Below are 14989 nucleotides of genomic sequence, written 5' to 3' on the forward strand. Positions count from 1 at the left end.
GCCCATAAGTGCGGGTGGCGTTCCCCGACCCGTACACGACGCTTCCGAAACCCTGCGTTACGAAGTGCTTTCGACAGCGCACTTTCAATCCCTTTGTTTACTTTTAGGTCACGGTTCGAAAAAGCGATCAAAGTATTAAGTTCGAATAGTTCGCCCGGATTAATTAAGCCCTGAAATTGTAAAACGCTATCGGGGTCGTCGCGCAGTAGGCGCGTAAATCTATTAAGGTCTGAAAGTGACAGGTCTTGCATATCCTTCTTGGCGTCGGTAATCGGCGCATCGACGTACGGAGTGAACCCGGTTAGGTCTACTTCGTTTTCCAGATACCAACGGAACGCCGCTACGCCGCGACGTTGCCCGTTCGGATTGTCGGGCGACGGTTTGTCACGCCAGCGTCGAAGGTCGGCGTAAAACTTGTTGGATTTTTTCGGTTGTGACACTTCGACGACAAAAAGGCGCCGATCTTGGTCTTCCAGAAAAAACGCGTCAACATGGTTCGACGTAAAGAAATAATTAGTGCAGTCCTTAAGGAAGTATTGCGGCGCGAATTTCTTATTAATTTCTACCTGTTCGCGGGTAATCATCCCCTTTATCTTGTCTGCAAAATGACGCGAGTCGGACCCAGTAATTTCGTCGCCATGCACAAACTGGGTATTTTCCGCATACGCATTAAAGTCGCCACTCAATATGTCGCGGGAAATTTCGGCGCGGTTCGGGCCGTATATATCACCTACAATTTCAGCTAACATTGACTTGCCTACGCCTTGTTCGCTACTCCAAAAAAGAACCGACGTAAAAAGCTTCGCGCCGGGGTGCTGTATTGGGTAGGCCAGCCATTGCAGGAACCAAGGCTTTTGTTCCGGGCAGTCGGCTAACAGGTAATCAATTAGGGCCAGTACGGGACGGACGTTACCCTTGATCGCTTCGACGCCCCAACCTGGCCAAGTATTAATTTTGTTATCGACAACAGACGGTGCACCGGGAGCGTAGGTAATGTCGTCGTACTCGCAACGTTGCGGCCACTTAATCCATTCGACGGCGGCAGATAACGTTTTTTTACCGACGGTATACGTTAATGGTGCAAACGCGGTTATTAATTCGTCCTTTCGGTAGAAATCAGAAATTTCGGTATCCCAAAACGCTTTAAGCTTTCGGACGTAGCCGACGCGACTATTAATAAAGTGCAATAGTGTCGTTTCTTCGCAGTCTTCGACTTCTAGTTCGTCCAGCGCGTTCGTTGAAAATTTCTTCTCCACTAAGTAGTCGTCGATACCGACCTTAACGCCGGTGGCTTCAAAATCTGGCAGATTGATAATTTTCGGCAATGCGCCGAGGTTCGTTAGCTCATGTATGAGGCGGCCCAATGCGGCGCGCACGTTTGGTTTGTCAACAATGTCGTTATCGAAAACGATAAAGACGATCCGGCCTCCCCATTGTATTTGTGAGAATTCGGGTAATAGTTTGCCGTCCTTAAGGAACGCATAAACGCCAGCCAGGCCGATCGCAGCGCAACCTATACGCGCCAGCGCGTTGGCCTTGAACGGACCCTCAGTAAAGAAAATATCAATTTCAATATGTTTAGCTATGTGCTTCCATGACCGCCGCTGATGCCTGTTAGGCCATGTACGGGCAAAGTAGAAGAATGGGCCTAACTTTGGCGCGCCAATGAATCGAATTTCCTTACCCTGGCGGTCATAAACGGCTTCCAGGTAGCGGACGTACCAGTAGCCCTTAACGACCCGACTGTTTATATCGTCGTAGATAATCTGTAGCGAGGGTACGCGCGCCGTATACGTCGCTAACATCGCGGTTTCGTCGGGCGTTAGATATTTTACTTTTAACTTTTTAAGATACTGCCCGACCATGCCGCGCGCCGCCAGGTACACCACGGCCAGCTTTTTCGACATTGCTTTTAGGGCGGTTTTTGACGTAGACTTAGGCCGCGAATTCTTAGCTTTGGTCGGTTTCGAAGACGCACGTTTGAAGCCTCGCCCTGTCGCCGCAGAGCGGGGTTTCTGCTTTTTGGAATTCATTAATTAGGTTCCCCATTTAGGCTTCGGGTCATCAATAGGTAGCTACTGATTTACCAATAGGTTGTTGGTCGTCGTTAATACGCCGTCCTACGACTTTTGCAAATTCGGTAGGTTGCTAGTCGCCGTATACGGCCCCGGTATAATTGCCGCTAGTGCTTCGCGTACTTCGTATTCGTACCAGACTGCGCGTTGCTTATCTCGCCGGGGCGGTGGGAAAGTGCCATCGCGAACGCGACGGTAAATCGTTGGCGCGGACCAACCGGTAAGTTTCATTACTTCTCGCTTGGTCATCAGACGAAGTTCTTCCAAAGGTCGTTTTGTCTCGGTCATTTTGCTGTACTCCAAGGAGCCGCTTTAGATCATCGTGCGAACTATTTTAACTCTGTAAAACAAGCAAGCCCATCCGAGAAATGTCAACGTAGTATGGGTCGTATCAAAGGCATGTAAGGTTTGTTTTTCGTCGTTGTAGAACGTACGGGGGCTTGCCGAGAATTTTCCGTAGCGCTTCTTAACATGACCGACGAAAATACGAAGACGAACTATTTTTTGCGAGGGGTAGGCGCGACATAGTTTCGCGCGGGAGTTACGCAAAACGTGGCGAATTAAAAAAATTCCTATTTCGGCTTTAGTTTTCGAGCCTAACTAGCCGCACGTATGGGGATAACTTTTTTCTGGCGTCCTTCGACAATCGTTTGCAAATGGTCGGCCCATATTTGCAACGCGTCGCGCTTTTCCTGTGCGTAATCATGGCGGTCGTAGATCGCCGTCACGCCGCTTTCGGCGTGATTGAGTACCTTCGATACGTGCAAGCGGGGAACGCCTAAAGCGGTCATGTGACTGGCGGCGGTCCGGCGTAGGTCGTGAACGCCAAACGACGAAATATTGAACTTGGGGCGGTTACGCGTGAGCGCGCGGGTTATCGCTTCGGCGCGTATGGGTTCGCCTTGCACCGTAGGCGACGGTAATACGAATTCGCTTCTTGCTTCGTCCTTCTTTTCCGCCTTCGTCGTTACCAGTTCGTCCAGATCCTTAAGTAACGAAATTGCCAAGTCGGACAGGGGGACTGTATGGGCACGTCCGTTCTTCGCATCTTCCGCCGGTATTTGCCACGATTTGGCGTCCAAGTCGATAGCATCCCAACGCGCGTTAGCCAGTTCGCCCCGGCGTTGAGCCGTGACCAGTAACAAGCGAAGCGCGGTTCGTAGCGCGGCGGTCATTTCGCACTGGTCCAGCGTCACCCAAAACGTCTTTACTTCGTCGTCGGTCAGGGTCCGGTCGCGGGACGGTTCCCGGCCCCCTGGTTTGTCCAGGGCAACACAAGGGCTGGTTTCCAGTATAGCGCGGCGTACGCCGAATTCGAACATTTGCTGGACCATTTGGTAGGTCCGGTTGGCCTGAATTGGTGCGCCCCGATCTACGATACCGTCCAGCAATTCGACGACTTCCCGACGGCTAATCGTTGCCGCTTTACGGTCGCCCCAGGGCGGTAGCACGTCTTTTCCTAGAACCCTTTCGACTTCTATCCAGTTTTTACGGTGATCGCGTACGTAGCGGTCTAGCCATTCGTCAGCCAGTTCGGCCACGGTATGCCCGTCCACGCCTGTCCGGTTCGAATAGTGGGGAAGCAGGTCTTTGGGGTCCAAGCCGTCGCGGACGGCGCACCGGGCCGCGCTGTGCAACTTGTGGGCCATTTCCAGCGTAGTGCCTGGGTACTCGCCTATGGTAAGGCGGTGCAGCTTGCCATACCGCCGGTAGACGTATACAAAGGTCCTAGTACCTGTCCGACCGACCCGGATTCGCAGCCCGTGTCCGTTTGTCTCGCTTTTTTCGTAGCGTTTGCCGGTCGCTTTTAGGGACTGGATGCCCCGGTCCGTGAATTTCATAAGCTATCCCCCTAGAGCCTGTCCAACCGGTTAGACTGTGGGTATACTCACCGCCGGGTCCGGCCCCGAAAATTCGTTTTACGGACAGGGGGTCGGCACGAAAGGCACGTGGGCATACTGTGGGTATACTATTGCATTTGTTTCACGTTGCAAAGAAGTGAAATTAAATGAAATCTAAAACCGCCGTTAAAGCCTGAAAAGATTGACATTTTTGGTGGTTAAGGGATTTTCAAGTCGGGTCAGCTTATAAAGGCTGTTCTGCTTTGGGAGCAGAAGGTCGGGGGTTCGAATCCCTCTGCCCCGACCAGTTTTCTGGTCTGCATGCCGTTTCTGCGCCCGTAGCTCAACCGGATAGAGCATCGGCCTTCTAAGCCGAGGGTTGCAGGTTCGAGTCCTGCCGGGCGCGCCATATTTCCTGCAGACGCTTGATCAAGCGTCGCGTAATACAATTCGTGCTTTTAGCCGATATTCAGCTTTCGTTCATAATGACGCGGTATGCTTCAATCACTGCAATTCAAGCTGTAGAAAAGTCTATAGAACGAAACAGCAGAATTGAGTGAACGAATGACCAAGGCCCAACTTATAGGTGCCAGTTGTTATTCAGGGGGAAAACGGTGAAGAAGTCGTTCATGGCGATACTTGCGACCGCGACGTTATTGGGCAGTGGGGTTGCCCGGGCGGCCGAATGCAGGTACGAACAAAATACCACCGATAAACTGAGCAATGAAATCGTCGTCATTACCAGGTGGGATGAATTAACCCACTGGTTGAGACAGATTGCCAGGGAGATTACTGGCCATGTGTCGGCTGCTTCCTATGGGGACCAAAAATATCTTCGCATACAAATTGAGCATGCGAGGCCGAGCATATTAGCGCCAAGCCAGGGCGTGCTGGAAAATTCGATCGCGGTTCCCGATGGCGGCGAACTTCTTGTTGCGATGGAAGACGGCACCGTCATTACGCTATACGCGGATCGGGCGGTAACCGGTCATACCACTTTCGTCCCGCCGCATACCGGAGAGTATGACAACGATTTCTATTGGCTCACAACGTTTGCCACAATCCAGTACGACCTGGATGCCAGCGCCCTGGAAGCGCTAATGGCGCAAGGCGCCAAAGCCGTGCGCATATTCACGAGTACGGGTTACCACGATATTCGAATACACAAACGAAATCTCGGCGATATCCAGAAAGCCATCGGATGCATTTTGTAAAAGTAACGACAACAGAAATCAAGGGGAAACACCAATGAAAAACATCTTGATCTCACTCTTTGCAATCACGGCGTTACTTGTCAACGGATCTGCGCTGGCCGCCAAATGCAAATATGAAGAAGAAACCGCAGACTTGTTCAGCGGCGTGAAAACCGTTCGTACCAAGTGGAATAAACTCACTCCGTGGGGGGAAAAGGGGGTCCATTTTTGGAGCGCTAAAGGGGAAACCTCAATTTTTGTGTCCGTCATTTCAGAAGGCGGCGACAAGCGTCTTGGCATACGAATAAAATTCAAAAGAAAATCTCAATTCAAACCGACCCGTGAAGAACTGGAAAACGCGATACTCGTTCCCGCAGGCACCAATCTTCTGATAAAGCTGGCGGACGACACGGTTGTTGCACTTCCTGCACTTGAACTCGCGCAGGGGGTTTCCGGATTTACCCGGCCATATGCCAACGGTACCGATGATTATATTCTTGTAACGCAGGCTGTCATCGAGTATGGATTGGATGCCAGCGCCGCAGAAGCGCTGACAGCGCAAAGATCGGTCGCCTTGGGAATAGTCACCAGCACCGGGCGCTTTGACATCCCGGTAACCAAAAAAAACCGGGACGACATAAAGCAAGCCATTGAATGCGCGCTGTGGAAAAAAAGAGAAGGGGATAAAAAATGAACAAAATCATTTTCAGGACACTCCTAATCCCGCTGTTGCTTGGGACTCAGCTTGGCTACGCCGCGAGTGCCAGTTGCAAATACCAGGCAGAAGGATTGGACCCGGCAACCAATGAGAAAATCATTCAGACGAAGTGGGACAGGCTGACCACCATGTTTGGCGACACCAAAACCTCGCAGGGTTTTGTGTCCGCCATTTCCGCAGGCGATGCAAAATATCTTGGCATCAAGTTGAAAATCGTTGACTACTACGCGTTTCCCTTCCTTACTCCCTACAGCATGAAATACCTCAGCGGGCCCAAAAAAGCACCGCCGGCTGACGATCCCAGGTATCTGGATTTTTTGGACATGCTTTTGGGGGATTCGCTGATCGTCCCTGAAGGATCCACCTTGCGGATAACGATGGCCGATCGATCGACCATGGTGCTTACTTCAAGCGAGCATGTCAGGGCGCGTGGCAATTACACGGACCCGTTCCAGAAAAGGAGGTCAAAAAAGGGCCTGGGCGGGTTTCTGAAGAAGGTAGCCGCGGCGGCTATCGACGCCGAGATTGAAGGAGAGGATGTCGTTAACCGGAATTTCCTTGTTGAAGCTACAGCCGTCATGCGCTACGGGCTGGATGACGAGGCCCTGGCGGTGTTACGCAAATCAGCAATTACCAGCATGCGTGTGGAAACTCGCGATCGATACTACGCCCTGGGGCTTCGAAATCGCTTCGAAAACGTGGAGTGGGGCAAGAAATCAAGGGTCAAAGTTCAAAAAGCTTTGCAGTGTGTTGCAAAAAGGGGTTAGGAATCTGCGCATCAGGAACCCTGACACGCAGACTCCAGGCAACAATGCAGCACGGTGACCATCACAACGAGGCAGGACATTAAATGAAAAAATTCATCGCATTATCGATCGCGGTATTGATGATTTTGGGGCCCACCGCTACCAATGCCGCCAAATGCAAATTCCAGACCGATATCGCCAGCCGCGACACCGGGGAGAAGGTTCGCTGGACGCGTTGGGTCAGGGACAAGTTCTACCATAAAGGGAACTATGGCTTGCTCGCAGCGGTCTCCGAAGGCGACCAAAAGTATCTTGCCGTGCAGGTGGTCGTTGGCGCCGGCGCGCGCTACAACAGCGACATCATGGGTGGGGTGCAGGTTAGTCTCAGGCCGACCAAGGAAGCGCTCGACGCCGCATTGGTCATTCCCGAGGGAGCCACGCTTTCGATAACGATGGCGGACAATACGGTATATGAGCTTGTTGCTGAAAACGAGGTCATCGGGGATTCCGACTTTGTGACCCGCGGCATGGATCATTATTCGGTGGCTTCATACGCGGTCATCAAGTATCTGCTGGATGCCGATGCGATCGCCGCGCTGAGCGCGCAGCGCGCAAAAGGCTTTAAAGTTCAGGCCAACGGCAAAGAATATGCGTTCAGCTTTGGCAAGAAACCGGTCGATAAGATACAGAAAATTATCGCTTGTATTTAGCAAAAATGGCTTCGTAAGCCATTGATTTGTCAAATAACCCCATCTCGGCTAGGATGCCCGCCGCGCCAGATTGAACGAAAACAGGTAAAATAGCCGAGAAATCTAAAAAACCATGGTGGGCGTAGCTCAGTTGGTAGAGCCCCGGATTGTGATTCCGGTGGTCGTGGGTTCGAGCCCCATCGTCCACCCCAAATTTTTTTAGCGAAGGCACGAAGCAGTTCGCCCGCCTCGATAAGAGAACCTGGGTGGTTAGTGCGAACTGACCTATTAGTAACGAATTTGAATGACCTGATGAAGCCAACCGCGATGTTGGTACGTGAAAGCCGGAGCGAACCGACCTGTTAGCACCAAACTCAAATCGCCTGACGAGGCCAACCGCGGCGTCAACAAAACATGGGCCTCTAGCTCAATTTGGCAGAGCAGTAGACTCTTAATCTATTGGTTCGGGGTTCGAGTCCCCGGGGGCCCACCAATTTCATAATATAAAACAATAAGTTAAGATCCCTTGATAGACGAATTATTTCGCTTGTTACCATGGCACAAGCCGTTTTCTACATAATCCGGGAAATTCACGTCCTATTTGCCCATATTGTTGAAGAAATAGGGGTGTGTTTTTGGTCACATTCTTGGAGTATGTAACTTGTGTACAATGAAAGTGCCGGAGGCGAGCAGCCATGAGACACCTTTGGAATCTGTTGTTTAGACCTAAAGTTCAGTCATCGAGACTTTGTGTGTTTCTGAGTTTTGACGACAAGGCCGGCGTTTGGTTTGTCAGCAAGTCAGACGTGCCCGGTTTGAATGCTGAATCCGAGTCCCAGGACGAGTTGGTCGCGATCGTCAGGGAGTTGGTTCCCGAATTGTTAAAACTCAACGAAAAACGAGACGACGAATTCGCCCCAAGCGGTTTGGTCGTTCGCTCGCAAATCCAGTTGCCCCTTGCGTCTTAACGCGTGGGCAGCAGTTTCACGCGGGACGTAAAGAAGATTTTACGGGCAAATGGCTGTAACTACGATCGGCCAGGCAAAGGGAGTCACGAGATTTGGTACAGCCCGATTTCAGGCAGGTACTTTACCGTCGTGATTGGCTGTAAGAATCGGCATACCGCGAATGGAAGCTTGAAGGACGCAGGCGTAGACGAGCGAGTGTAATTTTCCGAACCAGTCTGGCTTGCTTCACTATGTGCGTCCCACCAGACACAAAAAGCAGCGCCGGTCGCTGCTTTTTTGTCATTGCGGAGGGCGTTCCCGGCGGCGAATCAGTGCGGCGCAACGCTTTCTAAAGTGATAAACTGCGCGCCCTTTGGCTATCCGGCGGCTTAGCCGCTGGGTATAATTCGCTGCCCGGTGCGGCCATGGGTTGCGCAGGAGAGCAACAGTTTCAGCGAAAGTGGCGGAACTGGCAGACGCGCAGGGTTTAGGTCCCTGTGGGGTAAAACCCGTGAGAGTTCGAGTCTCTCCTTTCGCACCAGACAGGTGGAACGATGGCGGCAACGCCATCGTTCCTTGCAAAAAGTATGAGGAAAAACAATATGTTGGTGTCGGTAGAAACGACCCAGGGTCTGGAACGGCGCATGAAAGTGCAGGTTCCCGCCGAGCGTATCGAATCGGAAATCGATCAGCGGCTGCGCAGGGTCAGCAAATCGGCCAAGCTCAAGGGGTTCCGCCCGGGCAAAGCGCCGATGAAAGTGATTCGCCAGCAATATGGCGGCGAGGTGCGTCGTGATGTGGTCGGCGAGGTCATGCAGCAGACTTATGCCGAAGCCATCGGCCAGGAAAAGCTGAGGCCGGCCAGCAACCCCAGGATCGAAACCGATGAAGCGGCTGAGGGCAAGGACCTGAAATATACGGCCGTGTTCGAGGTCTACCCGGAAATCGAAATCAAGGGCCTGTCGTCCATCAAGGTTAACAAGCCCACGGCCGAAATCGTCGACCAGGATATCGATCGCATGCTGGAAAACCTGCGCAAGCAACGCGCCTCCTGGCAAAAGGTAGAACGCGCAGCCAGAGAAGGCGACCGGGTCATCATCGACTTTTGCGGGCGGATCGATGGCGAGACCTTTGACGGCGGCAGCGGGGAAAAAGTCCCGATAGTCTGTGGTGAAGGGCAAATGCTGCCGGATTTCGAAAAGGGCGTGAGCGGAATCTCGGTTGGTGAATCACGCACTTTTCCGGTCGTGTTTCCGGATGATTATCAGACCGTCGTGCTGGCCGGGAAAACCGCCGAGTTCGAGGCCAGCTGCGAATCTGTCGAAGAGCAGGTATTACCCGAGCTGGACGCTGAGTTTTGCGCCGCCTATGGGGTGAAAGAGGGCGGCCTCGAAGAACTGCGCAAAGAAATCCGGCAAAACATGCAAACCGAACTCGATCAAAAAATTCAGGCCAGTCTGAAAGTTCAGTTTCTGGATCAATTGCTAAAGGAAAACCCGGTCGAAATCCCCGCGGCCTTGATCGAAGAAGAGATTCAAGCTATGCAGCACAACGCGATGGAAAGGCTGGGAATCAAGGATCACAGCCAGGCGCCGCCGAGCGAAGCATTCACGGAGCAGGCGCGCCGCCGGGTAAGCCTGGGTCTGCTGATCAATGAAATCATCAAGGCGCAGAACCTGGAGGTCGACAAGGCCAGGGTTGAAGAGAGACTCAAGCAGATCGCGGGGGGCTTCAGTGACCCGAATCAGGTTCTGCAGGCATATGCCGGTAATCCCGGTATGATGAGCCAGGTCGAGATGATGGTCCTCGAACAACAGGCTGTGGATTGGGCGCTCGGGCAGGTACAGCAAACCGACGAGACCAAGAGTTTTGGCGAGATAATGGATTTCAAGGCCTGAAACGCGACGCCGCACAATCTTCAACAAAGGCGGGAAACATGAGCAAGATCGAAATGAACCTGGTGCCAATGGTCGTTGAGCAAACTGCCCGGGGTGAACGCGCCTATGACATTTATTCCCGGCTGCTAAAAGACCGCGTGGTGTTCATGGTCGGTACGGTCGAGGACCAGGTGGCAAACCTGATCGTCGCGCAGTTGCTCTACCTGGAATCGGAGAACGCGGACAAAGATATACACCTGTATATCAATTCGCCGGGCGGTTCGATCAGCGCCGGGCTGGCGATCTACGACACCATGCAGTTCGTGCGCCCGGACATCAGCACGATTTGCGTGGGCCAGGCCGCCAGCATGGGAGCCGTGCTGCTTGCCGGCGGCGAGAAAGGCAAGCGCTTTGCGTTGCCGCATTCGCGGATAATGATCCACCAGCCAGTGAGCGCCTTCCAAGGGCAGGCCTCGGATATCGATATCCACGCGAGAGAAGTGTTGCAGATGCGCGACCGCCTGAACCTGATCCTGTCCAGCCACACCGGGCAGACCGTCGAACAAATCGCCAAGGACACCGACCGTGACAATTTCATGAGCGGAACCGAGGCAATCGAGTACGGTCTTATTGATACGGTGCTTGAGAGCCGTGGCAAAGCTGGGGACGATCCTGGAAAATCACCCAAAAATATCGAAAAAATCAAGAAAAAATAGCGAATCTTCAACGAGTTACCGCGAACATCGCGGAAAAATCCGGTACTATTTCTTTGCATGCCGTAGGGTCGCCATGCTATACAGGCGGCAACCGGGCTTTCGGCAGCCAGAATAAGGGATTTTCTATACCGAGGACGGTGTATGAGCGACGAAAAAAGCGGCAAAGACGAAGGTAAACTGCTGTATTGTTCCTTTTGCGGCAAGAGCCAGCATGAAGTCAGGAAACTGATTGCCGGGCCGTCGGTTTTTGTCTGCGACGAATGTGTCGAGCTGTGCAACGACATCATCCGTGAAGAGCTCGATGAACGGGCCGACCAGGCGCGTGACGACCTGCCGCGACCGCACGAAATCAAGCAGACCCTGGATGATTACGTGATCGGCCAGGACCAGGCGAAAAAGGTCCTGGCGGTTGCCGTTTACAATCATTACAAGCGTCTGCAGAATCTCAGTTCGGAACCTTCGCGCGACGATATCGAGCTGGCCAAAAGCAATATCCTGCTGATCGGTCCGACCGGTTGCGGGAAAACGCTGTTGGCCGAGACCCTGGCTCGCCTGCTCAACGTACCGTTTACGATTGCCGATGCGACCACGCTGACCGAGGCGGGGTATGTCGGTGAGGACGTTGAAAACATCATTCAAAAGCTGCTGCAAAAATGCGACTACGATGTCGACAAGGCGCAGACCGGCATAGTTTATATCGACGAAATCGACAAGATTTCGCGGAAATCGGATAACCCGTCGATCACCCGGGACGTTTCCGGCGAGGGCGTGCAACAGGCTTTGCTGAAACTGATCGAAGGTACCGTCGCGTCGGTGCCGCCCCAGGGAGGCCGCAAGCATCCGCAACAGGAATTTTTGCAGGTCAACACTGCGAATATCCTGTTTATCGTCGGCGGCGCCTTTGCCGGCCTCGAGAAAATCATCCTGAGTCGCTCCGACAGGAGCGGCATCGGCTTTGTCGCCGAGGTGAAAACCGCCGACAAGGATCTGAAGATCGGCGAGCTTTTCCACGACGTCGAGCCCGAAGACCTGATCAAGTTCGGTCTGATCCCGGAGTTTGTCGGCCGCTTGCCGGTTGTTGCCACCCTGGACGAGCTGGACGAGGATGCGCTGGTCACGATTCTACAGACACCGCGCAATGCCCTGACCAAGCAGTACATCAAATTGCTGGAAATGGAAGGCGTGACTCTCGAATTCCGCAAGGACGCGTTGCGCGCGATTGCCCGCAAGGCCATGAAACGCAAGACCGGCGCGCGAGGGTTGCGCACCATACTCGAGCACGTGCTGCTGGACACGATGTATGAGCTGCCGACCATGCAAAATGTCATCAAGGTTGTCGTCGACGAGGCGGTCGTGGAAGGCGACACCCAACCGTATTTTGTATATCAGACCGAAGACGAACAGGAACAAAGAGCAACCGGCTCCGATCTATGAGCGAGGGAAGCTCTGATCTGTTGATGGGCGCAAGATACCGGTTCATGCATAGATCAGAGCTTCCCGAAGCTTGAAATTACCGGTGTTTGCCTCCATAAAAGCTCGATGAGGCCGATGCCGGTAATGGTGTTGACCACGCAGCCCCCCGACCCGTTGAGGTATTAATGCCGTGCCCAGTGACCTACCGGAAAACCCCCAGAGTCCCGAGATCATTAACGTGCACACCGATGCCGTGCCGGTGCTGCCGCTGCGCGATGTGGTGGTGTATCCGCACATGGTCATCCCGCTTTTTGTCGGTCGTGAACGTTCGATCCAGGCGCTGGACAAGGCGATGCAGGATGGCAAGCAGATTGTCCTGGTTGCCCAGACCCAGGCGGATATCGATGAGCCGGGTGTTGACGATCTTTATCATCTGGGGACGCTGGCGACCATCCTGCAACTGCTGAAGCTGCCCGATGGCACGGTCAAGGTGCTGGTCGAAGGCGGTGACCGGGTCAGGGTAGACGAATATCATGTCGGCGAATATTTTTCCGCATCGATAACGGTGCTTGCCGAAAACGAAGATTTCGACGAGCGCGAAATGGATGTGTTGTGCCGCTCGGTGATCAGCCAGTTCGAACAATACGTCAAGCTCAACAAGAAAGTTCCGCCGGAGATCCTGACCTCGCTGGCCGGCATCGAGCAGCCGGGCCGCCTGGCCGATACGGTGGCGGCACATATGGTGCTGAAGCTGTCGGAAAAACAGAAAATACTGGAAATCGTCGATGTGCAGGCGCGGCTGGAACACGTGATGGGCCTGATCGACGGCGAGATCGACGTTTTACACATCGAAAAACGCATCCGTGGCCGGGTCAAGCAGCAAATGGAAAAAAGTCAGCGCGAGTACTACCTGAACGAGCAAATGAAGGCGATTCAGAAAGAACTCGGCGATATGGAAGACGCGCCGAACGACCTGGCCGATCTCGAGAAGAAAATCGAAGAAGCCGGGATGAGCACGGAGGCCAAGGACAAAGCCACATCCGAGCTGAACAAACTCAAACTGATGTCGCCGATGTCCGCCGAAGCGACTGTGGTGCGTAATTATATAGACTGGCTGCTCAAGGCGCCGTGGAAAAAACGCACCAAGGTCGGGCGTGATCTGAACAATGCGCAGATCATCCTGGACGAAGATCATTATGGGCTCGAAAAAGTCAAGGAGCGCATCGTCGAATACCTGGCCGTGCAACAAAGGGTGCGCCAACTGAAAGGCCCGATTCTTTGCCTGGTTGGTCCGCCGGGCGTGGGCAAGACCTCGCTGGGGCAGAGTATCGCGCGGGCGACCGGGCGAAAATTCGTTCGCATGTCACTGGGCGGGGTTCGCGACGAGGCGGAAATTCGCGGTCATCGGCGCACCTACATCGGCTCGATGCCCGGCAAGATCATCCAGAACATGGCCAAGGCGGGGGTCCGTAACCCACTGTTTTTGCTGGACGAAGTCGACAAGATGTCGATGGATTTCCGCGGAGATCCATCATCGGCGCTGCTCGAGGTGCTGGATCCCGAGCAAAACTCGACTTTTGTCGACCACTATCTCGAGGTTGATTTCGATCTTTCCGAGACGATGTTCGTGTGTACGGCCAACACCCTGAATATCCCGGCGCCATTGCTCGATCGCATGGAAGTGATCCGGCTGGCCGGCTATACCGAGGACGAGAAAGCCAATATCGCGAGTCGCTACCTGGTGCCCAAACAGAAAGAACAAAATGGCCTGCACGAGGATGAGCTGACGATTTCAAGCAACGCCTTGCTGGATATCATCAGGCATTACACCCGGGAGGCCGGGGTCAGAAACCTCGAACGCGAGATCGCGAAAATCTGCCGCAAGGCGGTCAAGGCCGAATTGCTCAGTCCGCAGAAGCGCAAGTTCAGGATTACGCCGAAACAACTGGAAAAATATCTCGGTGTACGCCAGTTTCGTTTTGGCCGTGCCGAAGAAAACGATCAGGTCGGGCAGGTTACCGGCCTGGCATGGACCGAGGTTGGCGGCGAACTGCTGACCATAGAAGCAGCCGTGGTTCCGGGCAAGGGCAAGCTGATTCACACCGGCCAGCTCGGCGAAGTAATGCAGGAATCCATCCAGGCGGCGATGACCGTTGTGCGCAGCCGCGCGGCAATTCTCGGAATTGCGGAGGATTTTCACCGAAAACTGGACGTGCATATCCATGTTCCGGAGGGGGCCACACCGAAGGATGGACCCAGTGCCGGCGTCGGTATGTTGGTCGCTTTGGTGTCTGCATTGACCGGTATAAAGGTACGTTCTGAAGTCGCCATGACCGGTGAAATCACCCTCCGTGGTGAGGTCCTGCCGATCGGTGGGCTGAAGGAAAAGCTGCTTGCGGCCCACCGCGGCGGTATAGAAACGGTCTTGATCCCGAAGGAAAATGCTAAGGACCTCACGGAGATACCTCGCAATATTAAAGATAAACTCGATATAAGGCCGGTCAGGTGGATCGACGATGTGCTGGAAGTTGCATTGCAACACATGCCGTCGCCAATCGACGACAAGCAATCTGCCGCGAGCAAGGAAGCCTCTCGCCGGGCGGCCAAAAAAGACAAAGGCCAAGTGCACGCACATTAGTTCCCGCGGCCGTCCGCTCCCGAAATTCGTGTTGCCGCCGTATTGACAGCGGTTTTTGCCGCTTGTTATAAGTGTCCCACGCCGTGATGGACGGCATCGTTGTTTATCGTAGTTTCGCCGATGTTTCTTTCGTGGC

At 53.6% G+C, this 14989-nt stretch carries 13 protein-coding genes and 4 tRNA genes; 14 read left to right on the plus strand and 3 right to left on the minus strand.

Features of this window, described 5'->3' with window-relative positions; genetic code table 11:
* The 3 genes from IIA05_11055 to IIA05_11065 form a co-directional block, all read right to left on the minus strand.
* Nucleotides 1-2033 (minus strand): DUF3854 domain-containing protein (locus IIA05_11055; GenBank protein ID MCH9027638.1); only part of this gene is annotated, 2033 nt, incomplete at its 3' end.
* Nucleotides 2034-2120: 87 nt separating this feature from the next.
* Nucleotides 2121-2363, minus strand: a complete 243-nt coding sequence (locus IIA05_11060) for an AlpA family phage regulatory protein (GenBank protein MCH9027639.1) — start codon at nt 2361-2363, stop codon at nt 2121-2123.
* 308 nt (nt 2364-2671) lie between these two features.
* Nucleotides 2672-3916, minus strand: a complete 1245-nt coding sequence (locus IIA05_11065) for a tyrosine-type recombinase/integrase (protein MCH9027640.1) — start codon at nt 3914-3916, stop codon at nt 2672-2674.
* A 332-nt stretch (nt 3917-4248) separates the two neighbouring features.
* On the opposite strand from IIA05_11065, the gene IIA05_11070 reads away from it, so the two are divergent.
* The 14 genes from IIA05_11070 to lon all read left to right on the plus strand — a co-directional run bounded on the left by IIA05_11070 (nt 4249) and on the right by lon (nt 14853).
* Nucleotides 4249-4325, plus strand: a tRNA-Arg gene (locus IIA05_11070).
* 205 nt (nt 4326-4530) lie between these two features.
* On the plus strand, nt 4531-5130 hold the full coding sequence (locus IIA05_11075) for a hypothetical protein (GenBank protein MCH9027641.1): 600 nt from the start codon (nt 4531-4533) through the stop codon (nt 5128-5130).
* Nucleotides 5131-5164: 34 nt separating this feature from the next.
* On the plus strand, nt 5165-5803 hold the full coding sequence (locus IIA05_11080; protein MCH9027642.1) for a hypothetical protein: 639 nt from the start codon (nt 5165-5167) through the stop codon (nt 5801-5803).
* Nucleotides 5800-6594, plus strand: coding sequence for a hypothetical protein (locus IIA05_11085; protein ID MCH9027643.1), 795 nt, complete (start codon nt 5800-5802; stop codon nt 6592-6594). The genes IIA05_11080 and IIA05_11085 overlap by 4 nt, the downstream gene beginning before the upstream one ends.
* An 83-nt stretch (nt 6595-6677) precedes the next feature.
* Entirely contained in the window at nt 6678-7283 is a 606-nt protein-coding gene (locus IIA05_11090; GenBank protein ID MCH9027644.1) for a hypothetical protein, read from the plus strand.
* A gap of 115 nt (nt 7284-7398) precedes the next feature.
* Nucleotides 7399-7474 (plus strand) — tRNA-His (locus IIA05_11095).
* A gap of 204 nt (nt 7475-7678) precedes the next feature.
* Nucleotides 7679-7755 (plus strand) — tRNA-Lys (locus tag IIA05_11100).
* 202 nt (nt 7756-7957) lie between these two features.
* On the plus strand, nt 7958-8230 hold the full coding sequence (locus IIA05_11105) for a DUF1902 domain-containing protein (GenBank protein MCH9027645.1): 273 nt from the start codon (nt 7958-7960) through the stop codon (nt 8228-8230).
* 3 nt (nt 8231-8233) lie between these two features.
* Nucleotides 8234-8431 (plus strand): type II toxin-antitoxin system HicA family toxin, encoded by a 198-nt coding sequence (locus IIA05_11110; GenBank protein ID MCH9027646.1) that lies wholly within the window; start codon nt 8234-8236, stop codon nt 8429-8431.
* A gap of 232 nt (nt 8432-8663) precedes the next feature.
* Nucleotides 8664-8750: transfer RNA gene (locus IIA05_11115), tRNA-Leu, on the plus strand.
* Nucleotides 8751-8811: 61 nt separating this feature from the next.
* Nucleotides 8812-10107, plus strand: coding sequence for a trigger factor (locus IIA05_11120; GenBank protein ID MCH9027647.1), 1296 nt, complete (start codon nt 8812-8814; stop codon nt 10105-10107).
* Between the two features lie 38 nt (nt 10108-10145).
* The gene (gene clpP, locus IIA05_11125; GenBank protein MCH9027648.1) at nt 10146-10802 is read left to right on the plus strand and encodes an ATP-dependent Clp endopeptidase proteolytic subunit ClpP; all 657 of its coding nucleotides are present in this window, start codon (nt 10146-10148) and stop codon (nt 10800-10802) included.
* Nucleotides 10803-10943: 141 nt separating this feature from the next.
* Entirely contained in the window at nt 10944-12236 is a 1293-nt protein-coding gene (clpX, locus tag IIA05_11130) for an ATP-dependent Clp protease ATP-binding subunit ClpX (GenBank protein ID MCH9027649.1), read from the plus strand.
* A gap of 211 nt (nt 12237-12447) precedes the next feature.
* Complete coding sequence (gene lon / locus IIA05_11135) at nt 12448-14853, plus strand: endopeptidase La (protein MCH9027650.1); 2406 nt, start codon at nt 12448-12450, stop codon at nt 14851-14853.
* The last annotated feature ends 136 nt before the right edge of the window (nt 14854-14989 follow it).

The organism is Pseudomonadota bacterium (assembly GCA_022572885.1).
Taxonomy (GTDB): domain Bacteria; phylum Pseudomonadota; class Gammaproteobacteria; order Steroidobacterales; family MnTg04; genus MnTg04.